At 30.4% G+C, this 16,379-nt stretch carries 18 protein-coding genes; 10 read left to right on the top strand and 8 right to left on the bottom strand.

The window, feature by feature from the left end:
* Positions 1-158: 158 nt before the first annotated feature.
* The 7 genes from MUN68_RS05195 to MUN68_RS05225 all read left to right on the top strand — a co-directional run bounded on the left by MUN68_RS05195 (position 159) and on the right by MUN68_RS05225 (position 8,422).
* Positions 159-464, top strand: coding sequence for a hypothetical protein (locus MUN68_RS05195; protein ID WP_249995606.1), 306 nt, complete (start codon positions 159-161; stop codon positions 462-464).
* Positions 465-481: 17 nt separating this feature from the next.
* On the top strand, positions 482-691 hold the full coding sequence (locus MUN68_RS05200; protein ID WP_249995607.1) for a YgaP family membrane protein: 210 nt from the start codon (positions 482-484) through the stop codon (positions 689-691).
* A gap of 119 nt (positions 692-810) precedes the next feature.
* Positions 811-1,200, top strand: coding sequence for a hypothetical protein (locus tag MUN68_RS05205; protein ID WP_249995608.1), 390 nt, complete (start codon positions 811-813; stop codon positions 1,198-1,200).
* Between the two features lie 71 nt (positions 1,201-1,271).
* Complete coding sequence (locus MUN68_RS05210; protein WP_249995609.1) at positions 1,272-5,585, top strand: CusA/CzcA family heavy metal efflux RND transporter; 4,314 nt, start codon at positions 1,272-1,274, stop codon at positions 5,583-5,585.
* A gap of 11 nt (positions 5,586-5,596) precedes the next feature.
* Positions 5,597-6,721, top strand: a complete 1,125-nt coding sequence (locus MUN68_RS05215) for an efflux RND transporter periplasmic adaptor subunit (RefSeq protein WP_249995610.1) — start codon at positions 5,597-5,599, stop codon at positions 6,719-6,721.
* Positions 6,722-6,918: 197 nt separating this feature from the next.
* On the top strand, positions 6,919-7,797 hold the full coding sequence (locus MUN68_RS05220) for an RsiV family protein (RefSeq protein ID WP_249995611.1): 879 nt from the start codon (positions 6,919-6,921) through the stop codon (positions 7,795-7,797).
* Between the two features lie 16 nt (positions 7,798-7,813).
* The gene (locus tag MUN68_RS05225) at positions 7,814-8,422 is read left to right on the top strand and encodes a hypothetical protein (RefSeq protein ID WP_249995612.1); all 609 of its coding nucleotides are present in this window, start codon (positions 7,814-7,816) and stop codon (positions 8,420-8,422) included.
* A 2-nt stretch (positions 8,423-8,424) separates the two neighbouring features.
* Here the strand turns inward: MUN68_RS05225 and MUN68_RS05230 are convergent, their stop codons facing one another.
* Genes MUN68_RS05230 through MUN68_RS05240 form a run of 3 tightly spaced genes read right to left on the bottom strand, consistent with a single transcriptional unit; the run spans position 8,425 to position 10,964 of the window.
* Positions 8,425-9,417 carry an MlaD family protein gene (locus tag MUN68_RS05230; RefSeq protein WP_249995613.1) on the bottom strand — a complete coding sequence of 331 codons (993 nt, stop codon included), beginning with the start codon at positions 9,415-9,417 and terminating at the stop codon, positions 8,425-8,427.
* A gap of 6 nt (positions 9,418-9,423) precedes the next feature.
* A complete protein-coding gene (locus MUN68_RS05235) occupies positions 9,424-10,185 on the bottom strand; it encodes an ABC transporter ATP-binding protein (protein WP_249995614.1) in 762 nt (253 codons plus the stop codon).
* Positions 10,182-10,964, bottom strand: a complete 783-nt coding sequence (locus tag MUN68_RS05240) for an MlaE family ABC transporter permease (protein WP_249995615.1) — start codon at positions 10,962-10,964, stop codon at positions 10,182-10,184. The genes MUN68_RS05235 and MUN68_RS05240 overlap by 4 nt, the downstream gene beginning before the upstream one ends.
* Positions 10,965-11,110: 146 nt before the next feature.
* Between MUN68_RS05240 and MUN68_RS05245 the strand changes: the two genes are divergently transcribed.
* On the top strand, positions 11,111-11,497 hold the full coding sequence (locus tag MUN68_RS05245) for a hypothetical protein (protein WP_249995616.1): 387 nt from the start codon (positions 11,111-11,113) through the stop codon (positions 11,495-11,497).
* 12 nt (positions 11,498-11,509) lie between these two features.
* The gene (locus MUN68_RS05250) at positions 11,510-12,289 is read left to right on the top strand and encodes a patatin-like phospholipase family protein (RefSeq protein ID WP_249995617.1); all 780 of its coding nucleotides are present in this window, start codon (positions 11,510-11,512) and stop codon (positions 12,287-12,289) included.
* Positions 12,290-12,335: 46 nt separating this feature from the next.
* On the opposite strand, the gene MUN68_RS05255 is transcribed toward MUN68_RS05250, so the two are convergent.
* Complete coding sequence (locus MUN68_RS05255; protein WP_249995618.1) at positions 12,336-13,118, bottom strand: RNA polymerase sigma factor; 783 nt, start codon at positions 13,116-13,118, stop codon at positions 12,336-12,338.
* A 271-nt stretch (positions 13,119-13,389) separates the two neighbouring features.
* The gene (locus tag MUN68_RS05260; RefSeq protein WP_035325018.1) at positions 13,390-13,578 is read right to left on the bottom strand and encodes a hypothetical protein; all 189 of its coding nucleotides are present in this window, start codon (positions 13,576-13,578) and stop codon (positions 13,390-13,392) included.
* A gap of 209 nt (positions 13,579-13,787) precedes the next feature.
* Here MUN68_RS05260 and MUN68_RS05265 point away from each other — a divergent pair, with 209 nt between their 5' ends.
* Entirely contained in the window at positions 13,788-14,537 is a 750-nt protein-coding gene (locus tag MUN68_RS05265) for a hypothetical protein (protein WP_249995619.1), read from the top strand.
* A 280-nt stretch (positions 14,538-14,817) separates the two neighbouring features.
* On the opposite strand, the gene MUN68_RS05270 is transcribed toward MUN68_RS05265, so the two are convergent.
* From MUN68_RS05270 to MUN68_RS05280, 3 genes are all read right to left on the bottom strand, one after another.
* Entirely contained in the window at positions 14,818-15,105 is a 288-nt protein-coding gene (locus MUN68_RS05270) for a helix-turn-helix domain-containing protein (protein ID WP_249995620.1), read from the bottom strand.
* 474 nt (positions 15,106-15,579) lie between these two features.
* On the bottom strand, positions 15,580-16,188 hold the full coding sequence (locus tag MUN68_RS05275) for a GNAT family N-acetyltransferase (protein WP_249995621.1): 609 nt from the start codon (positions 16,186-16,188) through the stop codon (positions 15,580-15,582).
* 9 nt (positions 16,189-16,197) lie between these two features.
* The gene (locus MUN68_RS05280) at positions 16,198-16,353 is read right to left on the bottom strand and encodes a hypothetical protein (protein WP_249995622.1); all 156 of its coding nucleotides are present in this window, start codon (positions 16,351-16,353) and stop codon (positions 16,198-16,200) included.
* Positions 16,354-16,379 lie beyond the last annotated feature (26 nt).

Consider the following 16,379-nt stretch of genomic DNA (forward strand, 5'->3'; position numbering starts at 1 on the left):
CTTCAAGTGGTTTTTTAAATTATCGAAATCAAAATATACTTTGATTAAAGATACCAAAGTATAGCCTTAAAAATTGTATCGAGAAGTTTTAATGGTTCTCGATACAAATTCTAAAGTATTCGGAGTCACTCGAACTGAAGATATTAAAATAAAAAATAATGAAATTACTTATAGTTACTGTAGTTGATTACTACAAAAAGGATATTATCAGATTATTTAAACAAGCTCAAATAAATAATTTTAGTGAATCTGATATTGAGGGTTTTAAAGCTGATGCATCTGTAAAGATGTCTTCTAGTTGGTTTGTTAGTGAGCAAAGTGGAGCAGATTCGGAAATGTTTTTTTCTTTTACTGAAGATGAAAAGATAGATGTTTTGTTCAATTTAATAAAAGAATTTAATAATAATCTAGAAACGAACAACCCAATAAAAGCGGTTGTGGTTCCTATAGAAAGATCTATATAAATTTAAAAATTATTAAAATGTTAAATACATATTTTAGAGTGATCGTTGGTGTTATGGTACTTTTAAGTGTCGTTTTGACCGTTTATGTGAGTCCAAATTGGGTGTGGTTTACGGTTTTTATTGGTGTGAATTTAATTCAATCTGCTTTTACAAATTGGTGTTTGTTAGAAACCATATTAATGAAGTTAGGTGTTAAAAAAGGAGGAGATAGTTGTTCTATTAATTAGCAAGAAGTGTTTTGTATGAATAGTAATGAAGTTAGAAGCAGTTTTAATGATGTTTATTCTAGAATATGTAACATTTGCTACAGACGAAATGATGTGTTTTTAATATCTTCGTAAAGCTTATGAGTAAATTACTAGCCATAATATTCTCTTTTTTGATTCTTATTCAAAGTTTCAATATTAATTTTGAAGACATTTCAAAATTCAAAATTTTATTGGAGCATGCTAATTATCATGCAGAAACTTATGGCGATTCATTTGTTGAATTTATAGCTGAACATTATGGAGATGCTAAATACCAACATGCTGGTGAGCACGAAGAACATAAAGACTTACCGTTTAACGATAGTCAGCATCAACTTACGCATATTAATTCGTCTTTTATTTTAAATTCGATTAGTTGTAATATTGAATATTCTTCTTTTACTGAAATTCCTTTAAATTTCTTATACAAGGAATCGTCTTCCTTATTTGAAAAACTTGCTGTTTTTCAGCCTCCAAGATTCGCATAATTTATAATTGGTTAAAAATTATTTTAATATAAGCTGTAGTCAATAGCTTATGCCATTATTATATATGAATTATGTTAGAAAATATTATAAAATTTAGTTTAAAGAATAAGCTTATTATTCTTCTATTTATCACATTTGTGATTGGTTTCGGAATATATTCTGTAACCAAAATACCTATTGGAGCAGTTCCAGATATTACAAATAACCAAGTTCAAGTCATTACGACATCTAGAAATTTATCAACTCAAGATGTAGAGCAATTTATTACTTATCCTGTAGAATTGGAAATGGCTAACTTACCAGGAGTTGAAGAAATCCGTTCGGTCTCAAAGTTTGGTCTTTCAGTTGTAACTATAGTTTTTGATGAAAATTTAGGAACCTATTTACCAAGACAATTAATTGCTGAAAAAATAAAATCGGCTTCTGAGAAAATTCCACAGGGTTTCGGTACACCAGAAATGGGTCCGATAACAACAGGATTAGGTGAGATTTATCAATATGTATTAGATGTAAAACCTGGATTTGAAAATCGTTATTCTGTTACAGAGTTACGGACTATTCAAGATTGGATTGTAAAACGTCAATTGTCTGGAATTACAGGAGTGGTTGAAGTCAATACTTGGGGAGGATTTTTAAAACAATACGAAATCGCTATTAATCCTCAAAAATTGAAAGCAATGCATATTGCAATTTCAGATATTTATACTGCATTAGAGAAAAATAATAGCGTTGCTGGTGGTGGTTATATTGAGAAAACAAACAAGGCTTTTTTTATTCGAGGAGAAGGGTTGGTGTCTTCTATTGAAGATATCGAAAATATTGTTGTAAAAAATGACGGATTACCAATTTATATAAAAGACGTTGCTAATGTAGGCTTTGGTAATGCCACACGTTTTGGAGCTATTACAGGAAATGGTGAAGGCGAAAAAGTACTTGGTCAGATCATGATGCTTAAAGATGGTAATTCTAAACAAGTTATTGATGCAGTAAAAGAGCGTGTAGCTTCCATTCAAAGCGCTTTACCTGAAGGTGTTTACATTAATGGTTTTTTGGAGCGCAGTGAACTTATTGGTAAAACTACTTTTACTGTTGCCGAAAACTTAATATTAGGATCACTCATTGTTATTTTTGTTGTGGTCATTTTATTAGGAAACCTGCGCTCTGGTTTGGTTGTAGCTTCAGTGATACCTTTAAGTCTTCTGTTTGCAATTTCATTAATGAACATCTTCGGAATTGATGCAAACTTGATGAGTTTAGGTGCTATCGATTTTGGGATTATTATAGATGGAGCAGTTATTATCGTAGAGTTCATTGCTTTTCAGATTACAGCTCAAGTTGTTAAAATAAAATCTTTGTCTAAAGAAGAGCAGCAGTCAAAAGTCGATGCTATTACACTCAAAAGTGCATCTAAAATGATGAATTCTGCCATTTTTGGACAATTGATTATTCTCATTGTGTTTATTCCTATTTTATCATTAAGTGGTGTTGAAGGAAAAATGTTCAAACCAATGGCATTAACCTTCAGTTTTGCATTAATAGGAGCCATGTTGTTTTGTTTGACTTATGTTCCAGTGATCTCTTCAATGTTTTTAAAACCAAAAGCGCAAAGCGATAAAAATGTTTCAGTGCGCATAATGAAATTCTTGAATAAAGGTTATAGTCCAATTATAAATTGGGCATTAGGTCATAAAAAAATAGTGATTTCACTTTCAGTAGTTTTATTGGTAACAAGTTTCTGGGTTTTTAGTAAAATGGGAGGCGAATTTGTTCCTACGTTAGATGAAGGTGATTTTGTAATTCAACCGGTTTTAAAAACTGGGACTTCATTAAGTAAAACCATTGAGATTACTACTAAAATTGAACAAATTCTACTGGATAATTTTCCAGAAGTAGACCAAGTCGTAAGTAGAATTGGTGCTGCTGAGGTTCCGACAGATCCAATGTCTATGGAAGAAAGTGATGTCATTATCAAATTGAAACCAAAAAATGAATGGACTTCAGCTAAAAGTAAAGATGAACTGGCTGATAAGTTTAAAGAAGCGTTGACTGTGATTCCAGGAATGGAAGTCGAATTTACGCAACCTATCGAAATGCGTTTTAATGAGTTAATTACAGGAGTTAGAGCAGATGTTGCTATAAAAATATTTGGTGAAGATTTGTCTGTTTTAGCAACGAAAGCTGATGAAATAAAATCGCTCATTCAAAATGTTGATGGTGCATCTGACATTGTCATTGAAAAAGTGGAAGGATTGCCGCAAATGAGTGTGAATTATAACCGTCATAAAATTGCACGCTATGGTTTAAATATATCAGATTTAAATGAAATTATTTCTATGGGTTTTGCTGGTAAAACTGCTGGTAGCGTTTTTGAAGGTGAAAAGCGTTTTGATTTGGTTATTCGTTTGGATGCAACACACCGAAAAAATATTGAAAGTCTTCAGAATTTATACGTAGATGCACCAACAGGAATAAAAATTCCATTGAATGAATTAGCTGAAATTAAATACACGACTGGACCTGCTAAAATTTCTAGAGATGATACTAAACGACGTATTGTTGTTGGTGTAAATGTTAGAAATAGAGATTTGCAATCGGTTGTAGATGATGTGCAAGCTATTATTAAAAGTAAGTTAAAACTACCAACAGGTTACACCATTACTTATGGAGGACAATTTGAAAACTTACAAAGTGCTAAAGCTCGTTTAATGGTAGCAGTGCCAGTTGCTTTGGTGCTTATTTTTATCCTTTTATATTTTGCCTTCAATTCAGTTAAAGAGGCATTAATGATATATTCTGCAATTCCTTTATCTGCTGTTGGTGGTATTTTGTTGTTATGGATTAGAGATTTGCCCTTTAGTATTTCTGCAGGTGTTGGTTTTATTGCTTTATTCGGAATTGCTGTATTAAATGGTATTGTTCTTATTGAACATTTTAAAGAATTAAAAGAACAAGGAATTACTAATATTGAAGAACGTATTAAACGAGGAACTTCAGAACGTTTGCGTCCAGTAATATTAACTGCTGCTGCAGCAGCTTTAGGGTTTTTGCCAATGGCAATTTCTACCAATGCAGGAGCCGAAGTACAACGACCTCTTGCTACAGTAGTTATAGGTGGATTGGTTAGCGCAACGATTCTAACTTTAGTCGTACTACCTGTTTTATATGCTTGGTTTGAAGAGAAATCAGTACTGAAAATCAATAAAAAAAATAGTGTTTCGGTACTTATAATTGCATTTTCATTGACAATGAATGCGCAGCAAAATCTTTTAACTATTGATGAAACTTTAAATTTAGCTATAGAAAATAATGCTGGTTTAAAAGCTTCATCGTTAGAAGTTGATGAAGCAGATGCTTTAATTGGAAGCGCCTTTAGTTTTGATAAAACATCGATTTATTATAATTATGATGAGAATAATTTGGCAATAAATGGAAGTCCTTTGAAAGTGTTTGGGATTTCTCAAGACTTCAAATTTCCAACGGTCTATTTTGCTGATAAAAAAGTAAATAAAGCACAGTATAAAGTTCAAGAATCAAATTACAGTATAAGGTTGCAATCTTTAAAACGTGATGTGTATTTAGCATTTTATGATTTAAGTTATGCTAAAAACAAAGCGAAGAGTTTTCAATATTTGGATAGTTTATATCAAAATTTTGCAAAAGCAGCAGAACGACGTTTTGAATTGGGAGAAACCAATTATTTAGAGATGATTACTGCTAAATCAAAGCAAAAACAATTAAATACTCTTTATAAACAAGCCGAACAAGACGTTATTTTAAATATTGAACAATTGAAAAAAGTTGTTCAGGTTGATAGTTTGAAAATTATAGATGAACCTTTATTGAAATTGAAATTGGAAAGTATTTCAACAGAAGACAATATTGGACTTTTGTTTTTTGAAGATTCTAAAAACTATTACGAAGCATTATATCGAAAGGAGAAACAAGATCTGCTTCCAGACTTAAGTGTTGAGTATTTTCAAGGTTCAAATAGCAGTTTAAACACGAACATACAAGGTTATCAATTTGGTCTAAAAATCCCTCTGCTCTTTAGTGGGAATTCATCAAAAATTAAAGCTTCAAAAATAGCACAAGAAGTTGTTGTCGAACAAAAACTAGATTACCAAATAAAATTGATAGCAGAATATAAAATGTTATTAGCAAAACTTAAACAGTATGACGAAGCTATTTCTTATTATGAGATTCAAGGAAAAAACCTTTCCGAAGAAATTATTAAAACTGCAGAACGTACTTTTAAAGAAGGTGAAATTGATTTCTTTCAATACATACAAAGTATAGAAACAGCAATGGATATCGAGTTAACATATCTCAATAATCTTAATAAATATAATCAAACTGTTATTGCCATAAATTATTTAATCTTATAAAATCAATTCTAATGAAATACATATATATCCTATTATTTTCACTTGTTTTAATGGCTTGTGGGAATTCCGATAAAAATAGCAATACACAAAATGGAATATCAGCTGATTCCGGCAAAATTGTAGTCAGCACCTCACAATTTGAAGGTGAACAGATGCAATTGGGAACACTTACAAAACACGTCTTTAATCAAACAATTAAGACTAGTGGAATGATTGATGTTCCACCACAAAATAAAGCAAATGTGAGTGCTTTTTTTGGTGGCTACATCACTAAAACTCTTTTGTTAGTTGGTGATGAGGTAGCAAAAGGACAACTTTTAGTTACGCTTGAAAATCCAGATTTTGTTGAAATACAACAACAATATTTAGAAGTTGCAGAGCAATTGAATTATCTAAAATCAGAATTCGAAAGGCAAAAAACGCTATTCAATGAGAATATTACATCGCAAAAAAACTTTTTAAAAGCAGAAAGCATCTATAAAAGTAGTTTGGCGCAATATAATGGACTACGTAAAAAACTAACGATGATGAACATTAATCCTTCATCTGTAGAGAATGGTCTAATGACCTCAAAAATAAATTTATATGCACCTATTGAAGGTTATGTAACAAAAGTAAATGTGAGTAATGGAACTTATGTATCACCAGCAGATATTATTATTGAAATTGTAGATACAGAGCATATTCATTTAGAATTATCGGTATTTGAAAAAGATATTTTGAATATTAAAAAAGGGCAAAATATAGAATTTCAAATCCCTGAAGCTTCAGACAAAATATTTGAAGCTGAAGTACATTTGGTAGGTACAACCATAGATGAAAAGAATAGAACTGTCAAAATACACGCTCATATCGATGATGAAAAACAAGCAAATTTTATAGTTGGTATGTTCGTTGAAGCAGAAATTATTACAAATTCTAAAGAGAGTTGGTCATTACCAAGGAACGCTGTAGTTGAAATTGAAGATAATTATTTTATTTTAGTACTAGATACAAAAGCAACACAGTATACTTTTGATACATTGAAATTAGATGTAGGGAGTACTACAGAAGATTTTATAGAAGTTTTAAATACATCAGATCTGAAAGATATTCCAATTTTGTTTGAAGGTGCTTTTATGTTATTAGCGGATTAAAACATTTTAAATTTATAGTAACCACTACTTATGAAATAAAATAGTGAAGAATCACATAGTCATAAGCAGCAATTGGTTTTTTGTCGTTATTAAGATTTAAGATGAGATACCTGATGAAAATCATAGTCTGAAAATCGTAGTTTAACTAATTTAGCAAAGCGCCTAAAGAGCAATGAGAATTAATTTGAAATAGCGTTATGAAATATTTATACCTAGTATTGCTGATTTTAGTCTTTACAAGTTGTAAAAAAGACTATCGTAAAGACTCTTTCAATGATGTTGAATACACTATTATCACAGATTCACTGGTTGTAGATACGATTCAAACTTCTGAAAAGGATATTAAGCCTTTGGATAAAACAATTTCCATTAAGATAAAGCAAAAAGGATTGATTGAAAAAAAAGACGAAAGAGAAGTGTTTGAGAAATTGATTATCGAGAAAAAATATCTCATAGATAAGAAGGATTACACTATAAATTTTAATTATCCATTACTTAATGAATCTTTTAAGCCTACGCACATAAATTTTAATGAGTTTATTGAAAATTATTATGCAAATGTGGTTAAAACCGAATCTGAAATTATAGAGAGCAAGTTATTGTGTGATAGTATTACAGCCTCAAAATTTAGAGAAGAGCGTTATATAGATTATAAAATTTATATCGTTAATGATCAGCTTATGAGTGTGCTTTTTTATAAAGAGAATTTTTATTCTGGTGCAATGCATCCTAGCTATTCTTTTGATGGTTTTAATTTTGATTTAAATAGAGGTGTTTTTATGACCTATGAGGACTTTTTTAATGAAGGTTCAGAAGATGAATTAGTCACACTTATAAATGAAAAAATAAGCCAAAAAATAGGAAAAGGAGACGTGTACTATGACTGTTGGGAATTATCTTCAGATGATTTTTTTAAAAGTAAAAACAACTTCGTACTCAACGATACTTATGTGGCGTTTTATTTTGATGACTGTGTAATGTGTCCATCTTATACAGGTACTTATTCTATTGAACTTCCGTTAGTAGAATTGCTTTCAGTTTTAAAAAAATACGATTTAAATCCTTTAGTCTTTTAATTAAACGTGATTCATAATGATGCCATTAAAAAAAATCAGTTCTTATTTAGTAATCTTAATCTTACTGTTTTCTTGTAATAATTCAGAAAAAAAACTTACCAAAACAGATGCAAATTACTCCATGACCTCTCAAGGGAAATCAGTTGGTTGGACTGCTTATAAATTCACAGAAAAAGTGGGCGTAAAAGGTGTTTTTGATGACTTTGAAATTAAGACAGCTAGTGATTCGGTATCTATAGAAACGTTACTAAAAACATCTAGGATTTCAATTAAAACGCAGTCGGTAAACTCTAAGTTAGAGATTAGAGACGTAAAACTTCGTGATGTCTTTTTTAATACATTTAATACTGAAATCATTAAAGGTGAAATACTAAATGCTGATTCTGGAAAAGGAATTTTAGCGTTAAGTATGAATGATATAACAGAAGAAATAGCCTATAATTATAACTTAAAAGAAGATACTCTATTTGTAAATACCAATCTACATTTAATAAAATGGAAGGCAGAGAAAGCTCTAGATACTTTAAATAAAGTTTGTTACGATTTGCATAAAGGCGCTGATGGTGTTTCTAAACTTTGGCCAGATGTGAGTATTGTAATTAAAATTCCTGTGACAAAAAATTGAATTTATTTATTAGTGTTATTTGCTTCTTTTTTCTCTTGTCGTTCTAGTTTTCTAAAATAACCTCTAGTTAAAAAATTATGTTTTAAAGCTTCCATATTTTGGTTGAACTTATCTGTGCCTTCATTGATGTTTTTTAGTGTAGATTTCAAACTATTCACTAAAGATGTGTCTTTTACTATGTAATTGTAAGTGCCTTCACTTGAGTTAAAGTCATCTACAATTGTATTGGCATTGTTCAATAAAGCTTCAATCTCTGTACTAGAATTTTCAAGATTCGTTACAATATGTTTTAGTTTTTTACCTGAAATTGAATCATTAAGTAGCATGCCTAAAACTGTATTGTCAGCTGTTTTTACTGAAGAAACAATAGCATTTATTTCTCTAATTGTATTTGAAGCACCTTGACTAGCCAGTTTCAGATTCGTTATGGATTGTTTCAAATCTTTCGCCATAATAGTGTCATTCAGTAAAACACCTATCGTACCTTTTCCTTTCGTGATATTATTAGTGATTTTTAATAAATCTGAAGTGAGTATCGCAGCATTTTCAGTACTTGTATTTAACGTGTTTAAAATATCATCAGTTCCAATTTTACTATAGGATTTGATGATGTCTCCATTCGTTATGACTTCGGAAACACCTTTTCCAGGAACAATATTTACAATCATATTGCCAACTAATCCGTCAGAACCAATTGTAGCAATAGCGTCTTTTTTGATGTGAACAATGATTTTTTCATCGATATTCATGTCTATTTTAATAGTAGAATCATTACTCATAGTAATTCCTTTTACTGTGCCAATATCAATTCCTGCATAACGTACATTATTCCCTTTTTGTAAGCCATTTATATTTTGAAAAAATGCACTAATCGTAAATGTTTTTTTAAACATATCTTGACGTTGACCAATAAGATACACAGCAGTTATAAAGAGAATAGTGCCTATGATAACAAAGAGTCCTAAGTTGAGTTTTTGTGAATTTGTTTGTTTCATAATGATTTAATTTTTGAAGAAAGCCTTTATTTTAGGATCTTCATGAGTTGATAATTCATTAAATGTACCAGTTGCATAATCGATACCATCAATAAGCAAAATCATTCTGTCTGAAATAACTCGAGCACAATCGACATCATGGGTTATGATGAGTGATGAGGTTCCATATGTTTTCTGAATAATTTGCATGAGCATAATAATTTCTTTTGCTGTAATAGGATCTAAACCGCTTGTAGGTTCATCATAAAGCATTATTTTGGGTTTTAAGATGAGTGTTCTAGCCAAGGCGACTCGTTTTTGCATACCTCCAGATAATTCCGAAGGCATTAAATCGATAGCATCTCTTAATCCAACATTTTCTAAGGCTTCAATAACTAGAGCTTCTCTATCGCTATCATTCTCAAACCTTTTAGAATGTCGTCTTAGAGGGAATTCTAAATTCTCTCGTACTGTCATTGAATCATACAAAGCACTTCCTTGAAATAAGAAACCAATATCAGCACGTAAAATATCTAAAGCGCTTTGGTCTAATTTTGTAATATCATTACGCATTACAGAAATTGAACCACTATCGACTTCCATTAAACCTACCAAACATTTTATCATGACGGATTTACCTGAACCTGATTTTCCCATAATCACCAAGTTCTCACTTTGATGAAGTTGTAAATTAAAGCCGTTAAGCACGTGGTTATTTCCAAAACTTTTGTGTAAGTCTTTGATATTTAGAACGATATCTTGTTTTGGTATGTGGTTGTTATCTGTCATAAATCAAAGAAAATATCAGTTACAAAAACAGCGATGAAATCAATTATAAATAATAATAAAGAGGTGAAAACTACCGCAGAATTTGCTGCTCTTCCAACGCCTGCAGTTCCCTTTTTGCAGTAATACCCTTTATAACAACCTACAAGTCCAATTGCTAGACCAAAAAAGAAAGATTTTATAGTAGCTGGCATAATATCTCCAAAGGATAAAGCGTCAAATACTTGATTAAAATATAGAATGAAGGACACATTTCCTTTTACATTTTCTACTAAAAAAGAACCAAATAAAGCCACTGCATCACCAATAATAACTAATAATGGAAGCATAAGTGTAACAGCCAAAACGCGAGTAGCTACAAGAAATTTAAAAGGATTAGTGCCAGAGACTTCCATGGCGTCAATTTGCTCTGTAACTCGCATTGAGCCAATTTCGGCACCTAAACCAGATCCAATTCTACCAGCACAAACCAATGCAGTTAGTATTGGTCCTATTTCTCTAACAATAGAAATGCTTACCATAGATGGCATCCATGACACAGCTCCAAATTCCATAAGAGTTGGACGTGTTTGTAAGGTTAAAACCAATCCAATTATAAAACCAGTAATGCAAACTAATAACAAGGATTTATTTCCCATGTTGTAGCATTGATTTAGTAATTCTTTAAACTCAAAAGGCCGTTTAAAGACTTCTTTAAAAAAGCGTCCAGTAAAGAAGGATAAATCACCAATGTCTATTAAAAAAGATTCAAATCGAGCTTTGATTTTATTGATACTTGACATAACTAGATTGCAATTGTCCTTTCAAATGTATAGTAATCATGTCCTGAAAAAAATGATATAAATCATATAGAATACTGATTTATATCATTTTAATTGATGCTATTTAGAATTAATTTTAAGATTATTAATCTTAAAATTTTTCAATTATGAAAACTCAAGTAGTACAAAATTCTGATCTTCATTTTGAGCATAAACAATGGGAGAATGAATTATTATTTTGGAGAGACGAAATGAAGTCCTTTCAAAATCGATTAGATGAACTTGTCTTAAGATGGACAGATAAAGAGGTCTTGAAAAAATTGGATTACTTTCAGAATCGCTTCATTATTAATAATAATATAATGGAAGAAATGATGAATAGTATAAATACTCATGAACATAACATCTCTAAACATGATGAACTTCATGAAGATTCCTTAGATAGAATCTATTTTAAAGAACATTTAGAATTTAGAGATAAAATTGAAAATCAACGACATATGTATACTGATTTAAAGAAAGAATTTTTTACATTCCTTACAAAATACATGTAATACTTAAAAAAAATGAATATTGGTTTAGTGTTGTCTGGAGGAGGTGTTAGAGGAGCAGCGCATATAGGTGTTATAAAGGCTTTAGAAGAAAACGGAATCTTTCCAACACATGTTTCTGGAACAAGTTCTGGAGCAATAGTAGGTGCCTTGTATGCTTATGGTTATGATTGGGAAAATATGTTTAAATTTTTTAGAGATACTCAGTTATTAGACTTTAAAAAATATGCCCTTGGTAAGCCTGGTATTATTGATACCGAAAAGTTCTATCCTCAATTTAGGAACTATATAAAAGAAGATGATTTTAGTGTGTTACAAAAGTCATTAATAATTACTGCTACAGATATTTTACAAGGTAATCTTAAAATATTTAGTGAAGGAGAATTAATAAAACCTATTTTGGCTTCGGCAGCTTTTCCTGGAGTTTTTGCACCAGTAAAAATTGAAAACTCTTTATATATTGATGGTGGAGTGCTTAATAATTTTCCTGTAGATGTATTGAAACCTAATTGTGATATAATTATTGGAAGCTATGTTAACGACTTTGAAGCCATTACAATTAAGGATTTAAAACATTCTCATAATGTTGTAGAGCGTGCTTTTAAATTAAAATCTGTTAAAGAGGATTACAGAAAATTTAATACTTGTGACATAATAATAGCTCCTAAAGCATTAAGTAAGTATGGCACGTTTGATAAAAAATATCTTAGAGCCATATTTGAGATTGGTTATAATGCAACTATGGAGGCATTTAAAAATGATTCTTCGTTTAAATTGAAATTCACTAATAATTAAGTCCAAAATTGATGTTTATGATTCCATAAAAGCCTAAGGAATCTATTTATTCATTCAAACTATCATCAGTATATCTATTAAATAAGCTCACTTGCAAAGTCTTTCTAGCATCTTTTAATAGTTGTTCAACGTCTTCAATCGTAGTATTTCTTATAAGAGCAATTTCTTCTAGTTTTATGTGTTGATTTGTGAATAATTCATAAACATTACGTATGTCTGAAGGTAAATTGTGTAAAACCATTGCTATATGATTTTGGATTCTTTCTTCATCTATACTCTTGTCTAATTTATCAACCAAAGCTTTTTCATTATCTTCTACAAATACATGGTTTAATGTATAATTATTATGATTGTAAGACATATCATCTAAATCTTCAATCATAATTAAATCTCCATCTCCATCTGTGCTAAATTTCTCTTGCATTTCATCCCATTCTGGTTTAGAATACTCTTCAATATTTTTAAAGAAAAAATCATCAAACTCTTCTTCTACAATGATATCTTCCAATAATTCATTGGTTTTTTTGAATAACCAGAGGTAAAAACTATTTTCATTTTCAACACCTTCAATGCGATCATAAATCTCAATAAAGAGCTGATCGATGAAATCATCGGCTTTATATTTTCCTTTAGAAAAATGGCCTTTTTTTATTGCTGTATTGAGTCTTCCGTTGACATACTTTCGTATTTCGGGCATTATTTTTAATACCAATTCATTAAAAGACGTTTGATTGCCTTCTTTTTTTAATTGAATAAGATTTGAAAATGTTTTGGTTACGAAAAGACGGAACTCATGTTTGTTTTGGTAATAAGAAACATTTGTTTTCATAATAGACACACTAATTATGTATAGACTTTAAATCTATTTAGAAAAAAAAATGTATAAAATGATATTTATCATTAAAACTCAGAATAAATAAAAATGGGAAAGAGAATTAAATAAAAATACCCTTGAAAATCAATAGATTAACAAGGGTATTGCGGAGAGTAAGGTAAGTGAACCCATCTCTAATGCCTTTATTTATTGCTGTTTCTGTCCTGTTCCATTTTGAGGTCACCTAATAGGTCACCTTTAATACCTTGAAGTAAAGATAAGGAATTTACTTGATTAATCCTTGTACTTTACTGATTTCAAAGCCCATAAAGTCGCAAAATTCATCGATAGTAACTAACTGATGAGCTTCTTTGTTAAGGCGTTCTTTAATCGCTTTGATTATTGTTCTGCCATAACGCTCACTCTTTCCTGTTACCACTTGCACGTCTTTAGGGTAAATACAGATTCTACTCATTCACTTTAAATTTAAAATTAATACTCTAACTATGCTTTATCTATACCGTTGCTATAAAGCTCTTATATACAATATACGACAATTATCGTACTGAAAAAACTATCTATTTCGGAAGTTTTGGCAACTTATAAACACTTCGGAAGCACCTTAATACATTGATAGTCAATAGTCCGTATATTTAATATTCATCATCAAAAAATGTATTAGTTATGGCAAAGTTAAAAGGTATTATTAAGTTAGAAGGAACGTTAGATAATCTAACTTTTTACAAAGCAAAAGAGGGCTATTTAGTAAAAACTAAAGGCGGTGTTTCTAAGGAACGTATTCAAAATGATCCAGCGTTTGAACGTACTCGTGAAAATGGTTCAGAATTTGGTAGTTCTGCAACATCTGGGAAGTTATTAAGGACTTCTGTAAGAAACTTAATGATTAGAGCAAAAGACAATCGAGTTTCAAGTCGTGTTACTCAAAAAATGACACAAATTAAAAACTTTGATACAACCTCTGTAAGAGGTCAAAGAAATGTGGCTACAGGATTAGCAACACCAGAAGGTAAAGCCTCTTTAAAAGGCTTGGACTTTAATAATAGAGCGATATTAAGTTCAGTATTATTTGCACCTTTTACTGTAGATGGTGCTACTGGTGAAATTGTTATTCCAAATTTAACACCTACTAACGATATTGCTTATCCAATAGGCGCAACGCACGTTAGTTTTGCTTCTGCTTATTTAAAAGTAGATTTTGCAACATCAGAAAGTACAATCGAGTACAGTCCAACTATAAATATTCCAATTGATACAACTTCTGCAACTCAAACACTAACTCCAGCAGGTGTACCAACAGGAACAGGGAACGATATTTACGTATTATTAGTTGAGTTCTTCCAAGAAATCAATGGTGTACAGTATCCGCTTAAAAATGGCGCATATAACGTTTTAAACATCGTAGAAGTAGCATAGTTTCATTCTGACCTTTGAAGCTGAAAGAGTCCTATAATTAATTTTATAGGGCTTTTTCTTTTGCCAATATTTTTAAAGAAAAGAAAAAAGACAGCCAATGTAAAAGGTAGCGTGGATAATGCTGTCAAGGTTTTTGGATAAAAGTTTTTTATTCTAAATCTTGAAACTTATTAACGTGGCTTCTTAAAAAAGTTTTATTCAAAACCCGTAGGGCTTGACCTTTACAGTATTTAGCGTTGGCTGAAGCGAGCTACCTATATTTGCTTTCTTTTTTATTTTATTACCTCAACTCATTCTTCTTTAATAAGGCTATGATTTCTTGCTTGTTGTAATATCTTCTATTACCAATACCATAGCTTTTTATTTTACCCTTGTTTGTCCAATTCCAAAGTGTAGTAATATTAATCTTTAAAAAATCTGATGTTTCTTTTCTGGTTAGATATACATCACTTTCATTAGTGTGCAATTCATCTAAATAGCTTTTTATCTTATTTAATAATTTGTCTGCTACTTTATCTGCCAATTCATCTACTGTAATTTCTTGAATTTCTATTGTCTTTGTTATCATAGGTTATTACTTGTTAAGTTGTTTTAATATGAAAGTTAGCGAAATGAAACAAACAAAGACTTGAGGTAAGGAATACTTGGACTTAACGATGGTTTTGTGCAGTTGAATGAGATAACGTTATTTTCTTTGAAGTCCCAATGTGAGCGTGGGATATGTCGGATATTTTACATAATAGCAGTTATAGTGACTATTTTTTATCTTTCTAAAATATAAACGTTTAAAAATTGTGCGAAGCGGACCTATAACTTCTATTATGTAACATAGCTTGGGTGAGTTTAGGGTTTTATGATAAAATAATAACAGAATAGCTTATTGCAGTTTGGTTTTATTTTTCTTAAAACCAAATTGCAATATGCTATTACCTTAAAGATGAAAAAACGCTGAACTTGTATGGTAACGGAACAACACAAAAGACAGAGGATTTTGAGGTACGAAAAAACTGGGTTTTGGGTTGTGGGGACTTATGAAAACCTATTATTTAGTAAGAACTATCAAATCGAAAAACATTAACCTTGTTGTCAATGAAGCTTCTGTTGGTAAACCTGTAAATTCTTTTTCTTGTTCTTCTGAAGAAAATAAACTTTCAAAACTATTTTTAGCATAATATCTCAATGCCCTTGGTTCATTATATGAATCTACAACTATAAACCTACAACCTGTTTTATTAGCACCATCAATAAACCAAGACTTAATAAAGTCCATTAATTGTTTACCTGTATTATCTTCTTCACCTTCAACACTTCTATAATCCTTATGAACACCCAATCTACCAATAAGTACAGCAGGATAACTTCGCATTTGTTTAGGACGAGGTATTTCTTTAATTACTTTCTTCTTTCTTGAATTTGGTAAGTGTGTAGTTTTTATGCTATCATTAGATATAGTAAAAGCACAAACAATAATAGTTGGATCACTATCTAAAGTAAAACAATACGTTTTTCCTAAAAGTTCAGATGAATAATTATCTACATCATTAGTAAAAAAATCATTTAAATCGGTATGGTCGCAATCAAAAGGATTACAACTATCTATTATATCTTGATTATAAAGTTTTAGAGTACAATTATCACTTAGAAAACCCAAAGTAATATATTATATTTTTGCTTTAGCTAAAATCCTTGCTGCAATTGAAGTTTGCTTAGAAAAATCAACAGAAGATTTCTTAGCAGAATTTTCAGCTACTTTAGAAGTAAAGTGAGCTGCTGCTTTATCTTTTAATACTGGTATTGATTTAATTGCTATTGCCATTGTTGTTTAAATATAGTGCAAAATTA

It is taken from the genome of Psychroserpens ponticola, from assembly GCF_023556315.2.
Lineage (GTDB): Bacteria > Bacteroidota > Bacteroidia > Flavobacteriales > Flavobacteriaceae > Psychroserpens > Psychroserpens ponticola.

Excerpts from the sequence above, each read along its gene's own strand:
- MUN68_RS05195 (WP_249995606.1), top strand. The coding sequence starts at position 159 with ATGAAATTACTTATAGTTACTGTAGTTGATTACTACAAAAAGGATATT.
- MUN68_RS05200 (WP_249995607.1), top strand. The coding sequence starts at position 482 with ATGTTAAATACATATTTTAGAGTGATCGTTGGTGTTATGGTACTTTTA.
- MUN68_RS05205 (WP_249995608.1), top strand. The coding sequence starts at position 811 with ATGAGTAAATTACTAGCCATAATATTCTCTTTTTTGATTCTTATTCAA.
- MUN68_RS05210 (WP_249995609.1), top strand. The coding sequence starts at position 1,272 with ATGTTAGAAAATATTATAAAATTTAGTTTAAAGAATAAGCTTATTATT.
- MUN68_RS05215 (WP_249995610.1), top strand. The coding sequence starts at position 5,597 with ATGAAATACATATATATCCTATTATTTTCACTTGTTTTAATGGCTTGT.
- MUN68_RS05220 (WP_249995611.1), top strand. The coding sequence starts at position 6,919 with ATGAAATATTTATACCTAGTATTGCTGATTTTAGTCTTTACAAGTTGT.
- MUN68_RS05225 (WP_249995612.1), top strand. The coding sequence starts at position 7,814 with ATGATGCCATTAAAAAAAATCAGTTCTTATTTAGTAATCTTAATCTTA.
- MUN68_RS05230 (WP_249995613.1), bottom strand. The coding sequence starts at position 9,417 with ATGAAACAAACAAATTCACAAAAACTCAACTTAGGACTCTTTGTTATC.
- MUN68_RS05235 (WP_249995614.1), bottom strand. The coding sequence starts at position 10,185 with ATGACAGATAACAACCACATACCAAAACAAGATATCGTTCTAAATATC.
- MUN68_RS05240 (WP_249995615.1), bottom strand. The coding sequence starts at position 10,964 with ATGTCAAGTATCAATAAAATCAAAGCTCGATTTGAATCTTTTTTAATA.
- MUN68_RS05245 (WP_249995616.1), top strand. The coding sequence starts at position 11,111 with ATGAAAACTCAAGTAGTACAAAATTCTGATCTTCATTTTGAGCATAAA.
- MUN68_RS05250 (WP_249995617.1), top strand. The coding sequence starts at position 11,510 with ATGAATATTGGTTTAGTGTTGTCTGGAGGAGGTGTTAGAGGAGCAGCG.
- MUN68_RS05255 (WP_249995618.1), bottom strand. The coding sequence starts at position 13,118 with ATGAAAACAAATGTTTCTTATTACCAAAACAAACATGAGTTCCGTCTT.
- MUN68_RS05260 (WP_035325018.1), bottom strand. The coding sequence starts at position 13,578 with ATGAGTAGAATCTGTATTTACCCTAAAGACGTGCAAGTGGTAACAGGA.
- MUN68_RS05265 (WP_249995619.1), top strand. The coding sequence starts at position 13,788 with ATGGCAAAGTTAAAAGGTATTATTAAGTTAGAAGGAACGTTAGATAAT.
- MUN68_RS05270 (WP_249995620.1), bottom strand. The coding sequence starts at position 15,105 with ATGATAACAAAGACAATAGAAATTCAAGAAATTACAGTAGATGAATTG.
- MUN68_RS05280 (WP_249995622.1), bottom strand. The coding sequence starts at position 16,353 with ATGGCAATAGCAATTAAATCAATACCAGTATTAAAAGATAAAGCAGCA.